This window comes from Vibrio sp. C8, from assembly GCF_054051265.1.
Window position 1 is genome coordinate 95,810 of record NZ_JBPAOE010000001.1, and the last position, 14,751, is coordinate 110,560.

Consider the following 14,751-nt stretch of genomic DNA (forward strand, 5'->3'; position numbering starts at 1 on the left):
GTGTTATACACTCCCTACGGTTTGGCCAGACAGTTGTTGATACAACAACTCTGCAAGTCCAAATGAGCTTTTCTTAGTCACGGAAATCGCCAATTGATTATCTAATAGGTCTTGAAACATTCCGTTTGAGTTATTTGATAATGGGTTTTCTTCGTCACCCAAAGCTTCAGTTGCCGTTCTCATCCGCTTAAGCATTTCCTGTACGAAAATCGCTTCAAACTGCTTCGAGACTTCGCGCAATGCGGCATCTTCATCATCGTGATACTTCAACGAATTGAGCGATGTCGGGTCAAACTGAAGCGCAGTGTTGTCATCAAAATTCAGTGACGATAAGTCACCTGCTGACACCATTGCTTCGTCATAAATCGACGCCATATTCTGATTTAAAGATGACGTCATTACCTGTTGTGCAGTACGAGTACCATGACTCGACGGACTTGAAAATGGCTGAACCATAGGAACGGAATTCAGCTCAGCATAATCAGCAATACCTGACACTTGGTTTGGATTAACACTGATGTTTTCGACATTGCCAACGGCATTCCCCGCCTTGGCACTTTCTATTGCCGTAATTGGATTTGTCATTAAATCACCACCAGCTCGCCGTTAATCGCGCCCACTTCATCCAGCGCCTGAAGTATTTGCATCAACACCATTGGTGAAGCCCCAATTCTGTTTACCGCATCGACAATTTCTTGTAGTTGTGTACCTTCAGGCCAAACCATAGCGCCGTTATCCACTTCGCTAATCGAGATATTTGAATCATTGACTACGGTTGTTTGACCAGGAGCATTAAAACTGCCCGCTGAATTAGGTTGCGATACCAGTTGGTCTTCACGGATTGAAACCGTTAGGCCACCTTGTGAAACAATCGCTTCACTTACCGTGACACCTTTGCTGATGACCACTGTGCCTGTGCGTGAGTTAAAGACGATTTTCGGTAGCGACTCACCTTCGTTTACGTCTAACTGTTCAATCATGGATAAAAACATGATGCGGTCTTCGCTGTCAGTTGGAGCCGCCACTTCCACCAAACCTTTGTTCACCGCTTTTGCTACACCACGACCAAAGGTTTTGTTGATTACTTTAGAAATGTTTAATGCCGTTTGATAATGCGGCTTCTTAAGTTGAAGATGCAGTGTCGGGTCTTCGTCTTCAGCGCCAATGGCTGAACGCTCCAATGTCGCACCATTTGGAATACGTGCCGCAGTGGGAGTGTTGTTCGTCACACTAGAACCATCGTTTGCGGTAACTTTGTAACCGCCCACGATCAAATGCCCCTGAGCGACTGCATAGACGTTTCCGTCGACACCTTTTAGCTCAGTCATTAACAGCGTTCCGCCTTGAAGGCTTTTTGCATCACCAATCGAAGCTACCGTCACATCCAGAGTTTGACCTGGACCTTTGTGAGAACTCACTACTGCTGTAACGCTAACAGCAGCAACGTTTTTTGTTTTTGGCTTTGATCCGTCTTCTAACTGAACGCCGAACTGTTGAACCATGTTTACAATAGATTGCTGGGTGAATTTCACCTGTGACTTATCACCAGTGCCATCCAAACCCACAACCACACCGTAACCAATCAATTGGTTAGTTCGGTCACCGTATACATCCGTGATATGGCTAATCGGTACTGCGCTTGCACTACCGAAAAACAAACAGCCAAACACTGCCAAAATGCAGTGTTTGAAATTAAGTCTTTGTTTCATTAAAACGGTACCCACGGAGAATTGAAGAACTGTGTTAACCAACCTGCTGTGTTCGTATCGGCAAATGTACCTCTGCCGGAATAAGTGATTCTGGCATCCGCAATGCGCTGTGAAGACAAGGTGTTACTCGCGCCAATATCACTTGCACGTACGTTCCCAGACAAACGGATGAACTCATCACCTTGATTTAGCTTGAGCCACTTTTCACCACGCACGCGGAGCACACCATTTGGCAAAACTTGGTATACCGTAACGGTGATAGAACCGCTCAGACTGTTACCCTGCTTCGATGCTGCGCTGCCGCTGAAATCACGGTTTCCATCAATACTTGCAGAGAAACGATCGTAAGTTCTGCCTCCGACAGTCGGCACATTAAGTGAAGCGCCAGAGCTTTTGCCATATTTGGTAGTTGCACTTTTGTCCGACTCGGTTTTCTCATCCAATACCACAGTCAGAATGTCACCCACGCGATAAGCTCGGCGGTCTTGAAACAGAGTCATTGAAGCATTACCAGCGTAAAGGCTACCTTTACTCACTCGTTCAACTTCGTAGTTGAGTTCAGGCGGCGCATACGCTTCATCATCCGGTTTCGGCGGTACAAATTCCTGCCCACGTCCAGCACAACCGGCCAATATCAGAATTGACGCAATGACAGCTGAACGCTTAGCGATACTTACAAGGTTTGTTAAACACATAAAACTAGCCATTCGCTTAGGTATGGTTTGCTAGGTACTGCAACATGTTGTCCGCCGCACTGACCATTTTTGCGCTCATTTCGTATGCACGTTGCGTTGAGATCATATCCACCATCTCTTCAACCACTTGCACGTTGGAGGTTTCTAAAGCGCCTTGCTTGATGAAGCCCGCGCCTTCAGTGCCAGCCGCCAATTCCATCGCTTCGCCTGAAGCTTCAGTTTCCCCTAACAAGTTACCGCCAAGCGCCGTTAAACCTTGTGGGTTCATAAACTTAACCAGTGTAATTTCACCGAGATCTTGTGGTTCTGTTTCACCGGGAATGGTTGCAGATACGGTGCCATCTTCTGCAATAGAGACCAATATCGCATTGTCAGGAACGGTAATTTCTGGTTGCAGTAAATAACCTTGCGTGTTCACCATTGAACCGTCTGAGTTAACGTGAAACTGACCGTTACGCGTATAAAGCATTTCGCCGTCAGGACCTTCGATCTGGAAAAAACCATCACCCATGATCGCTAAGTCATACTGCTGGGATGTGTTGTTGATGTTGCCTTGAGTAAATACTTTTTCAGTGCCAGCGACACGCACACCATTACCTAACTGAATACCCGTCGGGTGAACATTAAGGTCATCGGTGCCTGTACCGGCTTGCTTTTCTACTGCGTAGAACAAGTCTTCGAACACCACTCGGTCACGCTTAAAACCGACTGTGTTTACGTTCGCCAGGTTGTTCGAAATCGCGGTCATTTTTGAGTCTTGAGCCGCCATACCTGTTTTTGAAATCATTAATGCGCTATGCATAACTTACCTATTAAATTCTTATTACGCTTTCAGCAACTGGTTGCCAAGCTTGTCTATCTCTGATGCGGTTGCCATCGCCTTTACTTGCATTTCGTACTGACGAGAAAGTGACATCATGCTGACCAACTCTTCCAAACTTGAAACGTTGCTCGATTCCAGATAACCAGAACGAACAGAGACATCTGGATCAGCCATCAAGGTGTTGCCATCTTTCGCAACGAACAGACCTGATTTATCCAACGTCATATCGAAGTAATCTGGGTTAACCAGTTTCAAGGTCGCGATTTCCATTTCCGCGCCGCCTCCCGGAGGAGTAATGCTCAGAACACCATCTTTAGAGACGTTAATCGCTTGGTATTCAGGAACAACAATTGGACCACCATCACTTAGCACCTGACGATCACCCACCATTAAGTTACCTTCTGGTGTGAGATTGAAATTACCCGCACGGGTATACAGCTCTTCTGGCTCACCTTGTTTGCCTTCCAAAGCAAAAAAGCCCGTACCGTTAATTTGTACGTCCAGAGGGCGGTCAGTACGAATTTCCGTACCATGAGCAAAGTTGTTAGAAGCCGAATTAGTGCGTGTTGTTGTCGAAGACTCAAAACCCGAACCATTGATCTTCATTGGTGAGGAGTGCTCCATGATCGCTTTAAAGCCGACGGTATTAACCTGAGCAAGGTTGTTGGCTCGAACTTCTTGAGCCAACATCACGCGCTCTGCGCCTTTCGCTGCGGTGAACAGAATTGGATTCATAATTAAACCGCGTTAAATAGCGACTGCATCAGTTGGTCTGATGTAGAAATCGTTTTGGTGTTCGCTTGGTAGTTACGTTGCGCTGTCATCAGGCTGACTAGCTCTGATGTTAAATCAACGTTTGAACTCTCAAGAGCGCCTGATGCAAGTTCACCAAACTGACCCGTTCCCGGCACTCCGTACACAGGGTTGCCCGATGCGAATGTTTGCGTCCAAGACGTGTTTGATGTTTGTAGTAACTCTTGTGGCGCAGTGAAGTTAGCAAGAACTAACTGACCTTGAAGTAGAGACTGACCATTACTGTACGTTGCATAAACCATACCGTTTGATTCGATACGGATATCCGCAAAGTCACCCGCTGTGTAACCATTAGCGCTGTTTTGAGAAACCACAAAGTCACTGCCGTACTGGCTGAGTGATGAAATATCAATCGTGACATCCAATGGGTTTGCACCTGCTGCGTTTGCCGTCACAGTGTATGAAGGATTTGAAGTCAGCTTACCTGTAGTGTCAAAAGTTACTGGTGATTCAGTAATGACATTCGCGGTATCACCATCAACAACAGAATGAATCGCCCATTCATTGTCAGCCGTTTTTACAAAATACTGCGTCAGTGTGTGTTCGTTACCCAATGAGTCATAAACTGGCGTCGTGTACGAGTTGGTGTAAGAGTTCACATCTGATGGATCAAATGGATAAGTGGCCGTATCGACGATGTCTGAACGTGAATCTAGGTTTGACGTGAAGGTCATGCTATCCGTTGCTTTTGCTGGTAGTGAAGCACTGTCGATTTTGAGGTTACCCACTGAACCTTCAAGCAAGTTATTGTTTCCATCGACTTGGTACCCTTGCAGGTTGCCGCCAGTATTGGAAACAATGTAGCCGTTCGCATCCATTGAGAATGCGCCATTACGGCTGTAGCTCATTTGACCGTTACCTTCTTGAATGACGAAGAAACCGCCGCCCGTTAACGCCATATCCAGAGAACGACCAGTACCTGCGATCGAACCCAGTGAATCAAAGTTCTGGCTAATGCCATTCACTTGCACACCACCCGCTTGGCCACCGTTATACACAGAGCCAAACTCTGTACGAGACTCTTTAAAGCCCGTGGTTGATGAGTTAGCGATGTTGTTTGAAATTGTATTTAGCTCTTGGTTAGAGGCATTTAAACCGCTTAGGGCAATATTAAAACTCATAAAATACTCTCTTAATTAACTGTTGTTACTTTTTTGCCCAAATGAGGCAATTTCGTAAAATGGAATGTCGCCAATTCCGTTGATAGTCAAGACACTAGCACCACCCGTAGATGGGATAGAGACCATTTCAACAGTTCCGTTTAGCGTAATATTGGGTGTGTAAGTTTGGCCTTCATCGAGCAAGACATTCATGCTGAACTTGCCATCGAGTCCTAATTCAGACGTATCAATTGAGAAATCAACGTTGCCAGAAGGGTGACTGCCTAAAGCAATATTCGTTACGTTGCCTTGTTCGTCAGTCAGTTGAAGCGTTACCGTGTTAGATGGCGATGTCAGCTCAATAGAGCCTTCGTAAACAGTGCTGCCATCCGCTTGTAATGTATCGGTGCGTACAGACACCGTTTGACCCACCAAATCTGCGGTCGTTAGTACTTGTAAGTTGTCCATCATGATGGCGTTGTTGTTGAGAATCGTCACCATGTTCTCTGTACTTTGCACTTGAGCAAAAGTGGCTAGCTGAGATACGTATTCCGTACCGTCAGCAGGATTCAACGGATCCTGGTTCTGTACCTGTGCCACCATCAAGGTTATAAATTGGTTATACAATGCATCAGCGCTGTTTTGATTGGTTGCAACGGCTGAAACGGAAGTTGTGGCCGATTGAACGGTGACGCTAGTGTCTGCACCAGCTACTACAGTTGCCATCGATTACACCTCCCAAATACGCATCAAAGACTGTTGCATTGATTTCACGTTGTTAAGCACTTCAACGTTCGCTTCAAAACTGCGTGTTGAGGACATCATGTCTGCCATTTCATTCACCACGTTTATTCCTGTGTGGTAAACGTATCCTTGATCATTGGCCAAAGGGTTATTTGGCTCATAGCGAGTTTGTGCCAGACCATCCAACTCAACCACATCTGCAATTTTTACAGGTACCAGACCTTGATCTTTTTGTGCTGCAGACAGCGAGTTAAACGCCGCAGAAAAAACAGGCTTTAATGGCTTGTACACATCGTTTGGGTTACTAGCGACTGAATCAGCGTTCGCCAAGTTGCTAGAAATTGTATTCAAACGGATGGTTTGAGCCGTCATAGCTGAACCGGATGTTTCGTAAATGCCGTTAAAAGACATGGTGCCCCTTAATAAATTACTTATAGTTCTGTTTCAGAACCTTATTGGCCTTCAATCGCTCGTTTTAAGCCTGATACTTTCGACTTTAGAAACTGCAAACTCTGATGGTATTCCATGCTGTTTTGAGCAAATCGAGCTTGTTCAGATTGAAGCTCTACTGTGTTTCCGTCGCGAGAACGTTGCACGGGTATTCTGTACATCGTATCGGTTTGAATACGGGTAGATGATACGCCGCCAATTTCAGACATTACTGCATTAAACGTAACGTCCTTTGCTTTGTAATTAGGCGTATCTACGTTCGCAATATTCGAAGCAAGTACCGAAGTACGTTCTGTTCGAAATTGCAGCATTGTAGGGTGTATCCCTAAAGCATCGTCTAAACTAATCATGGCGTTACAATAAAATCCTAATAATGCATTCATGGTTATTTATGTAATACATTCATAACCTGAAAATAAAAAAACCGACATTAATGATCTACATTATAAATAAATGAAATCAATTCGAATGTAGGAATAATCCCAAACTCATTCGTAGTTCTTCCTAACAATCCTTACATAGCAATATATTAAGAATAATGGGCTGTTTTTCATTTGAAGTAATATTTTGCTTATGTATAATCGCCCGCCTATTACCGAACCCTATAATTCGGTTTAGTTCTTTGGAGTATTTTCATGCAACATATCGCAATAACCGATATTGGCAATCCGAAAATTGCCATAAAAAAAAGGATTATTGAGTTTCTTCAAGAACATGCGAACGTAATTAAACGTCAGCTACGTGGTACCTTTAATGGTGTATCCGTCGAAGTTGAGCCACGAGAGGAAGGCTCTTCTGAAGAAAACTTACATGAAATATGCCTCGATATAAGTAATATCGGTATTATTTCTTTTTCTTTATCCATCAATGCATTGGATAAACTATTTTGCAAACATCTGAATATTCCTACAAGTAGTTCAGATGGTAATGTGAGCACTAATTCAATTACAGTATCACACAGCAAGTTTTTTGAACGCTTTGTAAGTAAAATAATTAAATGTTTATTTCCTAGCGAGAAAATAAAAACAATTCAATGTGAAAAGATAAAACATACCGACATTGGTGTTAATTGCGAACTTATTGTCGGTAATATAAATGAAGATATGTTTATTACCTTCAGTGAAGAGTCGTTGAAATATTTTTCAAATGGCTTACGCAAATACAGACCATTTGTACAGAAAGATGTCGTCACAACATTGAACCAAGTGCCTGTTGATATCAGCGCAATATTGATGAGAACAGAATTATCTATTGATGCGCTTGATACCATCTCTGTTGGGGACGTTATCGATTTGCAAAAACCTGAACAAATTGACGTGAAAGTAAGTGGCAACACTCTATTTAAAGGTCAACTTGTCATTGATGAACATGCTCAATTTGGAGTGAAGTATGAGTGATTTAGACCAACTAGATGATCTTGACCTGCTAAATGATGACCTGGATTTTGATGCACAAGATTCAGCGTTAACATCGAATAAAGCACCTAACACGTTAGATGCACCAACAAGCAAGTCAAACATTGGTATGATTCGCGACATTCCTGTTGAAGTGACAGTAGAAGTCTCAAGACGCAGCCTTCCCTTAAAAGAAGTGATGGCAATTGAACCCTCTTCTGTTGTCATGCTGGATAAGCATGAAGGCGAGCCAGTTGATATCAAGATCAACGGTGTTTTATTTGGTACAGGAAGCATTATCACTAAGGATGGCAAATACGGTGTTCAAGTTTTGTCTCTAGTCGATAGTGGAAGCCATGAATAAAAAGCTTTTAGGATGGCTAACAGTCATCCTTTTTTTATTGTTGCCTAGCATAGCAGCAGCAGAGCCAGAGCTGAGCCTGTTCACCATCAATGATGCTTCAGGCTCCAGTGAATACTCGGTAAAACTGCAAATCCTCATTTTGATGACGATGCTGAGCTTTATTCCAGCGTTTATCATCATGTGTACCTGCTTTACTCGCATCATCATTGTATTGGGTATTTTAAGACAAGCGCTCGGTTTGCAGCAGTCGCCACCAAACCAAGTACTGGTTGGCCTTGCTTTGATCTTTAGTATTCTGATTATGCGTCCGGTTTGGACAGACATTTACGACAATGCCTACCAACCTTATGCCAATAATGAAATCACCTTAGTCGATGCTCTACAAAGAGGCAGCGTTCCTTTGCGTGAATATATGTTGGCGCAAACACAAACTCAGACTCTTGAACAAGTCACCAAAATAGCAAACGAACCTTTAGCAGATAAGCCCGAAGACATTCCGTTTTTAGTGCTGTTACCTGCTTACGTACTGAGTGAACTGAAAATTGCGTTCCAGATTGGCTTTATGGTGTTTTTGCCATTTCTAATCATCGACCTTTGTGTTGCTTCGGTATTGATGTCAATGGGTATGATGATGCTGTCTCCATTGATCGTATCACTGCCATTCAAACTACTTGTATTTGTCGTTGTTGACGGCTGGGGAATGCTGCTTGGCAGCTTGTCACAAAGTTTTTGGATAGGTGGATAACCATGACTCCTGAAATGTCTGTAACTATCGTTGCACGGGCGCTTTGGGTCGTTGTATCCCTAGTGTCAGTCATCATCGTCCCTAGCCTTTTAGTTGGCTTAATTGTTGCTGTTTTTCAGGCGGTAACTCAGATCAACGAACAAACGCTCAGCTTCTTCCCTAAATTGATCATTACGCTGTTAAGCGTCATTTTCACTGGGCATTGGATGCTAACGCAGGTATCCGAGTTTTTCGAATACATTTTCTTTACCGTGCCTACGCTGGCGCAATAAAAGAGCGCACGCTGTATGCACAATCTCACGTTCACTCAGATTACTGAATGGCTTGGCTTTGTCTGGTGGCCATTCGTGCGCTTTGCCGGCTTCTTTTTGGTGGTGCCTTTCTTTGGCGACACACGTATTCCTGTCATGGTAAGAATTCTGCTTCCCATGATCTTCTCGATTATGTGTGCCGGCATTATTGATAGCGTTCCGTCATTCAATCCGTTTTCTATCCAAGCCTATGTGTTTGCCATCTACCAATTTAGCTTTGGCTTTATTCTTGGCATGGTCGTGTTACTGTTCATGAACATTTTCACCATTGGTGGGCAAGCGGTATCAATGCAAATGGGTCTTGCTATGGCGGTGATGAACGATCCAAGTAGCGGCGCTAGCGTACCGGTAACCGCACGTATTTTCAGTATTACTTCCATGCTGTTACTACTCTCATTCGATGCTCATTTGATCATCCTCGATATATTTGTTGATAGCTTTCGTCAGTGGCCATTTGATACTGAATACCCATTTGAAGGCATTAAACATGTCGTGAGTATGTTCGGATGGATGTTTTCGTCAGCACTGATTATCGCTATTCCAGCCATGCTTACCATGATGTTGAGTAACGTAACATTTGGTTTTCTTGGCAAAATTGCGCCTTCGCTAAACGTTTTCACATTAGGTTTCCCGATGACCATGTTACTGGGTATGGTTGCTTTAATGCTCTCTATCTTTGGTGTCGGTGATATTTTCTTTGACTTGGTCAGCGAAATGCGTGACCACATGAACTATGTGTTGAGTCTATAAATGAGCCAAGGGGATAAAACCGAACAAGCCAGTAGTCAGAAGCTCACCAAAGCGCGCGCAGAAGGCCAAATTGCACGAGCCAAAGAGTTTACGACTGCGATTTGTATGATAGTCGGTGTGAGCTATTTCTATATGTATGGTGCGGAACTGAAACGTTCCATATTTTTGCTGTTCGAGAACGCCTATACCTTTGATGCTACAAATATTTTTAATAGTGAATTGATGCTTGAAACACTCGGTCAAGCGCTTTTCATACTAATAAAGTTGTTTGCACCTATGATGTTGTTCGTTACCCTCACGGCAGTTGCTGCGAGTAGTGTATTGGGCGGCTTTAACTTTAACTTTAAATCCATCAGCCCTAAGTTTTCCAAAATAAATCCGTTATCGGGTATTAAGCGTATTTTCTCAAAGCAGACCTTCGTTGAATTTTTCAAGAGTGTGGTAAAAATCGCCATCATTTTGTTCCTGCTTTACACCACACTTAACAACAACGTCGGGATTATTAGTGGTCTTGTCAGAGCGTCATTTCAGACGGTGACACAAATTGCTTTTGGTAACCTAGTAACGCTTGTCATCATGCTAATTTCTGTTGCCGTTATTTTCGGTTTGATCGACGTCCCTTATCAAAAAATGACGTTTAGCAAGCAGATGATGATGTCCAAAGAAGAGTTAAAGCAAGAGCATAAACAGCAAGAAGGTAGCCCAGAAGTCAAAGGACGCCGACGTCAAATTCAAATGCAATACGCTCGCAATTCGGCCAACAAAATGGTACCAACTGCGGACGTGGTATTAATGAACCCGACTCACTATGCTGTTGCGCTTAAATACGATATCGAAAAAGCAGAAGCTCCGTTTGTCGTCGCCAAAGGCAAAGACGAAGTTGCGTTCTACATTCGTTCTTTGGCAGACAAACATGAAATTGAGGTGTTAGTCGTTCCCGAGATCACGCGTTCTATTTACTACACAACGCAAGTCAACCAGATGGTTCCAAACCAGTTATATTTAGCCGTGGCACAAATACTGAAATACGTTCAGCAATTACAAGCATGGCGCAAAGGTCAACAAGCTAAGCCGAACAAGCTGCCAAGCTTTACTATTCCTGAAAATATTCGTTACTAAGCTTATCGTTATTAAATTATCTGTAATTCAGTACTCGTCGTTCTGTTGTCATCCATCATCACCCTCTGAATTGGTTTCGTAATAACAGCAAAAAGCCAGCACTCACAGGCTGGCTTTTTAGTATTAACGTGATTTTAAGATGCGTGATATTAAAACACACCTTTCTTTTTCAGACGTTGTACTTTCTCTAAGCGTTCCTCAACAGACTCTTGAGGTTCAGCAAAATTGGTCGATGTTGCAACTACCCCGCCCTGCTGCTTAATCTGTTGCATCAACTGGTTAATCAGTGTGTTTTGTTGAGTCACTACGCTCTTAAGCTCTGCAATTTGCTGGCTGTGATCGAGTTTATCGCCAATTGCTTTCGCAATATCATGACTGAGTGCTTTTTGATCAACAGAAGCTAGCTGGGAATTTGATAATGAACCACCCATCAACTGTTTTTGGTGCTCAATTAACTGACTACTAATGATAGAAGCTATATCTTGGCTCAGCGCCAAAGTATCAATGTCATTCGAGCTTGAACTCGGCATTAACGTGATCAGGTCACGAAGCGCTTTTTCATTCTCTGCGAATTTGCCACTCATCGAGTTGACAATTTCTTGGCTTAACGCCTGTGCGTCTATCTTGCTTTCAAACTGAGTGTTGGAATGAGCAGCAATATGCTCGACTAATGATTGCTGATGCTGCGCCAACTGAGAACTCATATGTTCAGTAATATGAGTGAAGTCAGGGACGGACGGTGTGGCATTGGCAGAAAAATCTATCTGAGAGAAATGCTCTGACAGTTTCAATTCAAGCAAATGTTCAATCTTAGATGAAACATTATCAATCACAGTGTCAACATCAAAAGCCATGCTTTCCGTTGATGCTGCTTCTTCTAATCGACTTTGGACACCATGAGGATGAATCTGATGCACCTTCAGAATGTCCAGAAGCGACTGCTCGGAAATTGAATCATTAGACAATGCCATCGCAAAACTGGTTGCCAGTTCTGGTTTCAGACAATGCAGAAACATGCCACTCATATAGATATCTTTATGAATGTGAACTAACTGGTGCAGTTCCATCGCAGCGGTAGAATCCGCCGCGAGTTCTTTACGTTTTTTCGACCAACCAATAAAAGTATTGTAGGCAAAACTATCAGGGATAGATTGTAGCGGGTCGAGGTAGATCGCCAGAGATACGCGTTTGAAGCGCTTATTCATCAACAGCTTCCCCTACGTTGCTGTTGTTTTCATCTGCATGATACAAGCACATTTCTTGAGCTAACGCGGACTGAGCGTTGTCAACAAGGATGACTCGGTCTCCTAATGTTGGATACGCATCTTTAACTGCATCATAAATGAGGGTTGCACCGCCACCCACGAGATAAACGCGGTTCGGGTTCTTAGCAAACTTCTTCGCTTCGGTGACAACCTGCTTACCAAGCTCATGAATTTTGGCATTCATTTTTTCACGAACCATTTCGATTTGAGATTCGTCGTTAATCACTTCTGACGCAAATTCATCATCGTGGCGACGGCGGATAAGTTCATTTGCTACAAGGTAGCTTGAGTCACTGTCTGCAAACGCTAATGCTTTGCGAACCGTGTTGGTTACCATAGATACGCCAATTTCGTTGTTGCCATATACGCCTGACACTTCGTCAAACTCACCAACAACAATACCCATATCTAAAGTGGTACCGCCTAAGTCGATCACAAGAGAACGAGTAAATTCATTGCAGTTTGAGTTCACTAATGTTGATAACACCGCAGGTAAACTTTCCGGCATCACCTCCACTTCGACCACGTTGAACGTTTCACCTTTGTTGAGTGAGATTTCACGCATCAGGTTTTGGCGCTTACGTTCTATGTTCTTCTCATTCTTTTGGCAATCTTCAAAACGGTAGTATTCAGTGATCGGTAAAGTCACAACCAGAGAAACATTACAAGGCTCTAAACCCGTCTGAAGAAGTGCATGATGCACCGCCAGTAAGTTCAAATCATCGTACTGATAATCAACGTGCGTTGTTTCTAATGCTTTATCAGACGTTGCATCGTAAGTGTATTTAAAGCCATCAATAGTGTAGTTGTAGACTTTTTTATCGTTTCTTAACGCTGCACTCTTCCAATCTTTTCTAAATGAGTTTGGTGACACCAAACTTTTAATTTCACCGTCAGTCAACCAACTTACTTTTACGTTTGTTGAACCATCATCAACAGCAAATTTCATCAAAGTATTAGTCATGTGTGTAACCTTAAGATAAATAACCAACTAAATAGGAGCGAAGGCGGATGTTAACTGAAGCACTGCCGATTAACCTAACTTCAGCAAAATATCAAAACGCCCCCAAAATACACTTAATCATTTGTTTTAATTAGTTTTTATAAAAACAAAACAAACTCAAACCTCTAGGACGACAGCAAAATAAGAAAAGCCTCACAATGTAAAACCTACACACTTACAGCCTTAACTGACATGTCATTCAAATTTAAAATAGACGTCTAGATGTTTACAGCTCCAAAGAAAGGGCGTAAGTTAGTTTTAAATTCATGATGCTTACGGAATGATGAGGAAATCTCATGATAGAGCTAAAACATTTAAGAACGATTGCTTCGCTGAGAGACACCGGATCATTGACCTCGACCGCGACATCGCTGCATTTAACTCAATCCGCCCTTTCGCATCAGATTAAAGATCTTGAAGCGAGACTTGGTAGCCAACTTTTCCTACGAAAAACACGTCCAGTAAAGTTTACTTCCGAGGGTGAAATACTGCTTAAGCTTGCCGATGATATTTTGCCGAGAATCGCCAAAGGGGAAAATGAACTGGCAAGCTTAAAAGAAGATGTAAACGGAAGGCTGCATATGGCCATTGAATGCCATTCCTGTTTCCAATGGCTTATGCCCGCGTTAAGAGAATATCAAGTAGCTTGGCCAAGCGTTGCCTTAGACTTTTCATCTGGCTTTGGTTTTGAACCTCTGCCGGCACTGCTCGCTGGCGAACTGGACTTAGTGATTACTTCCGACATTCTTCCGCGCTCAGAAGTGCACTATGAGCCTCTGTTTGATTTCGAAATGCGCTTAATCACTGCAACCAACCATCCTCTCGCTGGCAAAGAATCAATTGCACCGGAAGATTTGGCTGAACAGACATTGTTGAGCTACCCCGTACAAAAACAACGTTTAGATGTAGTGAAACACTTCTTACACCCTGCTGGCGTGGAGCCGGCAAAATGGAAGCAAGCGGATAATACCTTGATGTTGGTACAGATGGTGTCGGCAGGCTTAGGCGTTGCTGCTCTACCTAATTGGGCCATAAGCGAGTTTTCACGTCAGGGATTAATCACCAGTAAACCATTGGGTAATGGCTTGTGGCGTCGACTGTTTGCGGCGGTGCGTAATAGCGACAAAGACAAACGCTACTTACAAACCTTCTTTGCAACGGCAAAACAGCAATGCAAAAGCCACCTTGACGGTATCAAGATGGCTTAAAAATGCGATTAAACTTAACGACCTGATGATTTGAACTGGTTGGTCAATGGATCATAGCGAAAACCAAGATGACTCAATTTACCAACCACGCTTTCAACATCCATTTCATAAGTGGAAACCAGCTCATCTAAACTGTCACACTCTAAGCGCAACTTCTCGTTCACTATCCCTAAGAGAATAATGCTGTCCAGCTTATTAACATTGCTCAGATCCATATCAGCACTCCTTTGAACAAAACCCACTTATTAAGCCTAGTAG

19 protein-coding genes are annotated in these 14,751 nt (G+C 43.3%); 7 read left to right on the top strand and 12 right to left on the bottom strand.

What is annotated here, in order from left to right; genetic code table 11:
- Window positions 1-3: 3 nt before the first annotated feature.
- From ACRQQK_RS00445 to ACRQQK_RS00485, 9 genes are read right to left on the bottom strand one after another with little or no spacing between them, the layout of a single operon-like run.
- On the bottom strand, window positions 4-585 hold the full coding sequence (locus tag ACRQQK_RS00445; protein ID WP_258006781.1) for a rod-binding protein: 582 nt from the start codon (window positions 583-585) through the stop codon (window positions 4-6).
- Complete coding sequence (locus ACRQQK_RS00450) at window positions 585-1,709, bottom strand: flagellar basal body P-ring protein FlgI (RefSeq protein WP_457509325.1); 1,125 nt, start codon at window positions 1,707-1,709, stop codon at window positions 585-587. The genes ACRQQK_RS00445 and ACRQQK_RS00450 overlap by 1 nt, the downstream gene beginning before the upstream one ends.
- Window positions 1,709-2,404, bottom strand: coding sequence for a flagellar basal body L-ring protein FlgH (gene flgH / locus ACRQQK_RS00455; protein ID WP_457509327.1), 696 nt, complete (start codon window positions 2,402-2,404; stop codon window positions 1,709-1,711). Before flgH ends, ACRQQK_RS00450 begins: the two co-directional genes overlap by 1 nt.
- 16 nt (window positions 2,405-2,420) lie before the next feature.
- A complete protein-coding gene (gene flgG, locus ACRQQK_RS00460) occupies window positions 2,421-3,206 on the bottom strand; it encodes a flagellar basal-body rod protein FlgG (protein WP_457509328.1) in 786 nt (261 codons plus the stop codon).
- Between the two features lie 21 nt (window positions 3,207-3,227).
- Window positions 3,228-3,962 (bottom strand): flagellar basal body rod protein FlgF, encoded by a 735-nt coding sequence (locus ACRQQK_RS00465; RefSeq protein ID WP_457509330.1) that lies wholly within the window; start codon window positions 3,960-3,962, stop codon window positions 3,228-3,230.
- A gap of 2 nt (window positions 3,963-3,964) precedes the next feature.
- Window positions 3,965-5,161, bottom strand: coding sequence for a flagellar hook protein FlgE (gene flgE, locus ACRQQK_RS00470; protein WP_457509332.1), 1,197 nt, complete (start codon window positions 5,159-5,161; stop codon window positions 3,965-3,967).
- Between the two features lie 15 nt (window positions 5,162-5,176).
- Window positions 5,177-5,866 carry a flagellar hook capping FlgD N-terminal domain-containing protein gene (locus tag ACRQQK_RS00475; protein WP_457509334.1) on the bottom strand — a complete coding sequence of 230 codons (690 nt, stop codon included), beginning with the start codon at window positions 5,864-5,866 and terminating at the stop codon, window positions 5,177-5,179.
- A gap of 3 nt (window positions 5,867-5,869) precedes the next feature.
- Complete coding sequence (gene flgC / locus ACRQQK_RS00480; RefSeq protein WP_457509336.1) at window positions 5,870-6,295, bottom strand: flagellar basal body rod protein FlgC; 426 nt, start codon at window positions 6,293-6,295, stop codon at window positions 5,870-5,872.
- Window positions 6,296-6,336: 41 nt separating this feature from the next.
- On the bottom strand, window positions 6,337-6,684 hold the full coding sequence (locus ACRQQK_RS00485; RefSeq protein WP_102969381.1) for a flagellar basal body protein: 348 nt from the start codon (window positions 6,682-6,684) through the stop codon (window positions 6,337-6,339).
- 285 nt (window positions 6,685-6,969) lie between these two features.
- Here ACRQQK_RS00485 and ACRQQK_RS00490 point away from each other — a divergent pair, with 285 nt between their 5' ends.
- Genes ACRQQK_RS00490 through flhB form a run of 6 tightly spaced genes read left to right on the top strand, consistent with a single transcriptional unit; the run spans window position 6,970 to window position 11,017 of the window.
- Entirely contained in the window at window positions 6,970-7,731 is a 762-nt protein-coding gene (locus tag ACRQQK_RS00490; RefSeq protein ID WP_457509338.1) for a FliM/FliN family flagellar motor switch protein, read from the top strand.
- Window positions 7,724-8,092 (top strand): FliM/FliN family flagellar motor switch protein, encoded by a 369-nt coding sequence (locus tag ACRQQK_RS00495; protein WP_102962650.1) that lies wholly within the window; start codon window positions 7,724-7,726, stop codon window positions 8,090-8,092. The genes ACRQQK_RS00490 and ACRQQK_RS00495 overlap by 8 nt, the downstream gene beginning before the upstream one ends.
- Window positions 8,085-8,837: a flagellar type III secretion system pore protein FliP gene (gene fliP, locus ACRQQK_RS00500; RefSeq protein ID WP_457509340.1), complete on the top strand. Its 753-nt coding sequence runs from the start codon at window positions 8,085-8,087 to the stop codon at window positions 8,835-8,837. The genes ACRQQK_RS00495 and fliP overlap by 8 nt, the downstream gene beginning before the upstream one ends.
- Before the next feature lie 2 nt (window positions 8,838-8,839).
- On the top strand, window positions 8,840-9,109 hold the full coding sequence (fliQ, locus tag ACRQQK_RS00505; RefSeq protein ID WP_457509342.1) for a flagellar biosynthesis protein FliQ: 270 nt from the start codon (window positions 8,840-8,842) through the stop codon (window positions 9,107-9,109).
- 15 nt (window positions 9,110-9,124) lie between these two features.
- Window positions 9,125-9,898 (top strand): flagellar biosynthetic protein FliR, encoded by a 774-nt coding sequence (fliR, locus tag ACRQQK_RS00510; protein ID WP_457509344.1) that lies wholly within the window; start codon window positions 9,125-9,127, stop codon window positions 9,896-9,898.
- Window positions 9,899-11,017: a flagellar biosynthesis protein FlhB gene (gene flhB, locus ACRQQK_RS00515; protein WP_457509346.1), complete on the top strand. Its 1,119-nt coding sequence runs from the start codon at window positions 9,899-9,901 to the stop codon at window positions 11,015-11,017. It begins immediately after the preceding gene.
- Window positions 11,018-11,166: 149 nt separating this feature from the next.
- On the opposite strand, the gene ACRQQK_RS00520 is transcribed toward flhB, so the two are convergent.
- Together ACRQQK_RS00520 and parM are read right to left on the bottom strand one after the other, a co-directional pair.
- Entirely contained in the window at window positions 11,167-12,222 is a 1,056-nt protein-coding gene (locus ACRQQK_RS00520) for a hypothetical protein (protein WP_457509348.1), read from the bottom strand.
- Window positions 12,215-13,246 carry a plasmid segregation protein ParM domain-containing protein gene (parM, locus tag ACRQQK_RS00525; RefSeq protein WP_457509349.1) on the bottom strand — a complete coding sequence of 344 codons (1,032 nt, stop codon included), beginning with the start codon at window positions 13,244-13,246 and terminating at the stop codon, window positions 12,215-12,217. The genes ACRQQK_RS00520 and parM overlap by 8 nt, the downstream gene beginning before the upstream one ends.
- Window positions 13,247-13,581: 335 nt before the next feature.
- On the opposite strand from parM, the gene metR reads away from it, so the two are divergent.
- Window positions 13,582-14,493 carry an HTH-type transcriptional regulator MetR gene (gene metR / locus ACRQQK_RS00530; RefSeq protein WP_102962656.1) on the top strand — a complete coding sequence of 304 codons (912 nt, stop codon included), beginning with the start codon at window positions 13,582-13,584 and terminating at the stop codon, window positions 14,491-14,493.
- 14 nt (window positions 14,494-14,507) lie between these two features.
- Here the strand turns inward: metR and ACRQQK_RS00535 are convergent, their stop codons facing one another.
- Window positions 14,508-14,708 carry a DUF4250 domain-containing protein gene (locus tag ACRQQK_RS00535; protein ID WP_042488289.1) on the bottom strand — a complete coding sequence of 67 codons (201 nt, stop codon included), beginning with the start codon at window positions 14,706-14,708 and terminating at the stop codon, window positions 14,508-14,510.
- Between the last annotated feature and the right edge of the window lie 43 nt (window positions 14,709-14,751).

Bases quoted from the DNA above. Each gene is read 5' to 3' on its own strand.
- ACRQQK_RS00445 (WP_258006781.1), bottom strand. From the start codon at position 585: ATGACAAATCCAATTACGGCAATAGAAAGTGCCAAGGCGGGGAATGCC.
- ACRQQK_RS00495 (WP_102962650.1), top strand. From the start codon at position 7,724: ATGAGTGATTTAGACCAACTAGATGATCTTGACCTGCTAAATGATGAC.
- flgC (WP_457509336.1), bottom strand. From the start codon at position 6,295: ATGTCTTTTAACGGCATTTACGAAACATCCGGTTCAGCTATGACGGCT.
- flgE (WP_457509332.1), bottom strand. From the start codon at position 5,161: ATGAGTTTTAATATTGCCCTAAGCGGTTTAAATGCCTCTAACCAAGAG.
- ACRQQK_RS00485 (WP_102969381.1), bottom strand. From the start codon at position 6,684: ATGATTAGTTTAGACGATGCTTTAGGGATACACCCTACAATGCTGCAA.
- fliR (WP_457509344.1), top strand. From the start codon at position 9,125: ATGCACAATCTCACGTTCACTCAGATTACTGAATGGCTTGGCTTTGTC.
- flhB (WP_457509346.1), top strand. From the start codon at position 9,899: ATGAGCCAAGGGGATAAAACCGAACAAGCCAGTAGTCAGAAGCTCACC.
- ACRQQK_RS00475 (WP_457509334.1), bottom strand. From the start codon at position 5,866: ATGGCAACTGTAGTAGCTGGTGCAGACACTAGCGTCACCGTTCAATCG.
- ACRQQK_RS00465 (WP_457509330.1), bottom strand. From the start codon at position 3,962: ATGAATCCAATTCTGTTCACCGCAGCGAAAGGCGCAGAGCGCGTGATG.
- parM (WP_457509349.1), bottom strand. From the start codon at position 13,246: ATGACTAATACTTTGATGAAATTTGCTGTTGATGATGGTTCAACAAAC.
- ACRQQK_RS00490 (WP_457509338.1), top strand. From the start codon at position 6,970: ATGCAACATATCGCAATAACCGATATTGGCAATCCGAAAATTGCCATA.
- ACRQQK_RS00535 (WP_042488289.1), bottom strand. From the start codon at position 14,708: ATGGATCTGAGCAATGTTAATAAGCTGGACAGCATTATTCTCTTAGGG.
- ACRQQK_RS00520 (WP_457509348.1), bottom strand. From the start codon at position 12,222: ATGAATAAGCGCTTCAAACGCGTATCTCTGGCGATCTACCTCGACCCG.
- flgH (WP_457509327.1), bottom strand. From the start codon at position 2,404: ATGTGTTTAACAAACCTTGTAAGTATCGCTAAGCGTTCAGCTGTCATT.
- metR (WP_102962656.1), top strand. From the start codon at position 13,582: ATGATAGAGCTAAAACATTTAAGAACGATTGCTTCGCTGAGAGACACC.
- fliP (WP_457509340.1), top strand. From the start codon at position 8,085: ATGAATAAAAAGCTTTTAGGATGGCTAACAGTCATCCTTTTTTTATTG.
- ACRQQK_RS00450 (WP_457509325.1), bottom strand. From the start codon at position 1,709: ATGAAACAAAGACTTAATTTCAAACACTGCATTTTGGCAGTGTTTGGC.
- flgG (WP_457509328.1), bottom strand. From the start codon at position 3,206: ATGCATAGCGCATTAATGATTTCAAAAACAGGTATGGCGGCTCAAGAC.
- fliQ (WP_457509342.1), top strand. From the start codon at position 8,840: ATGACTCCTGAAATGTCTGTAACTATCGTTGCACGGGCGCTTTGGGTC.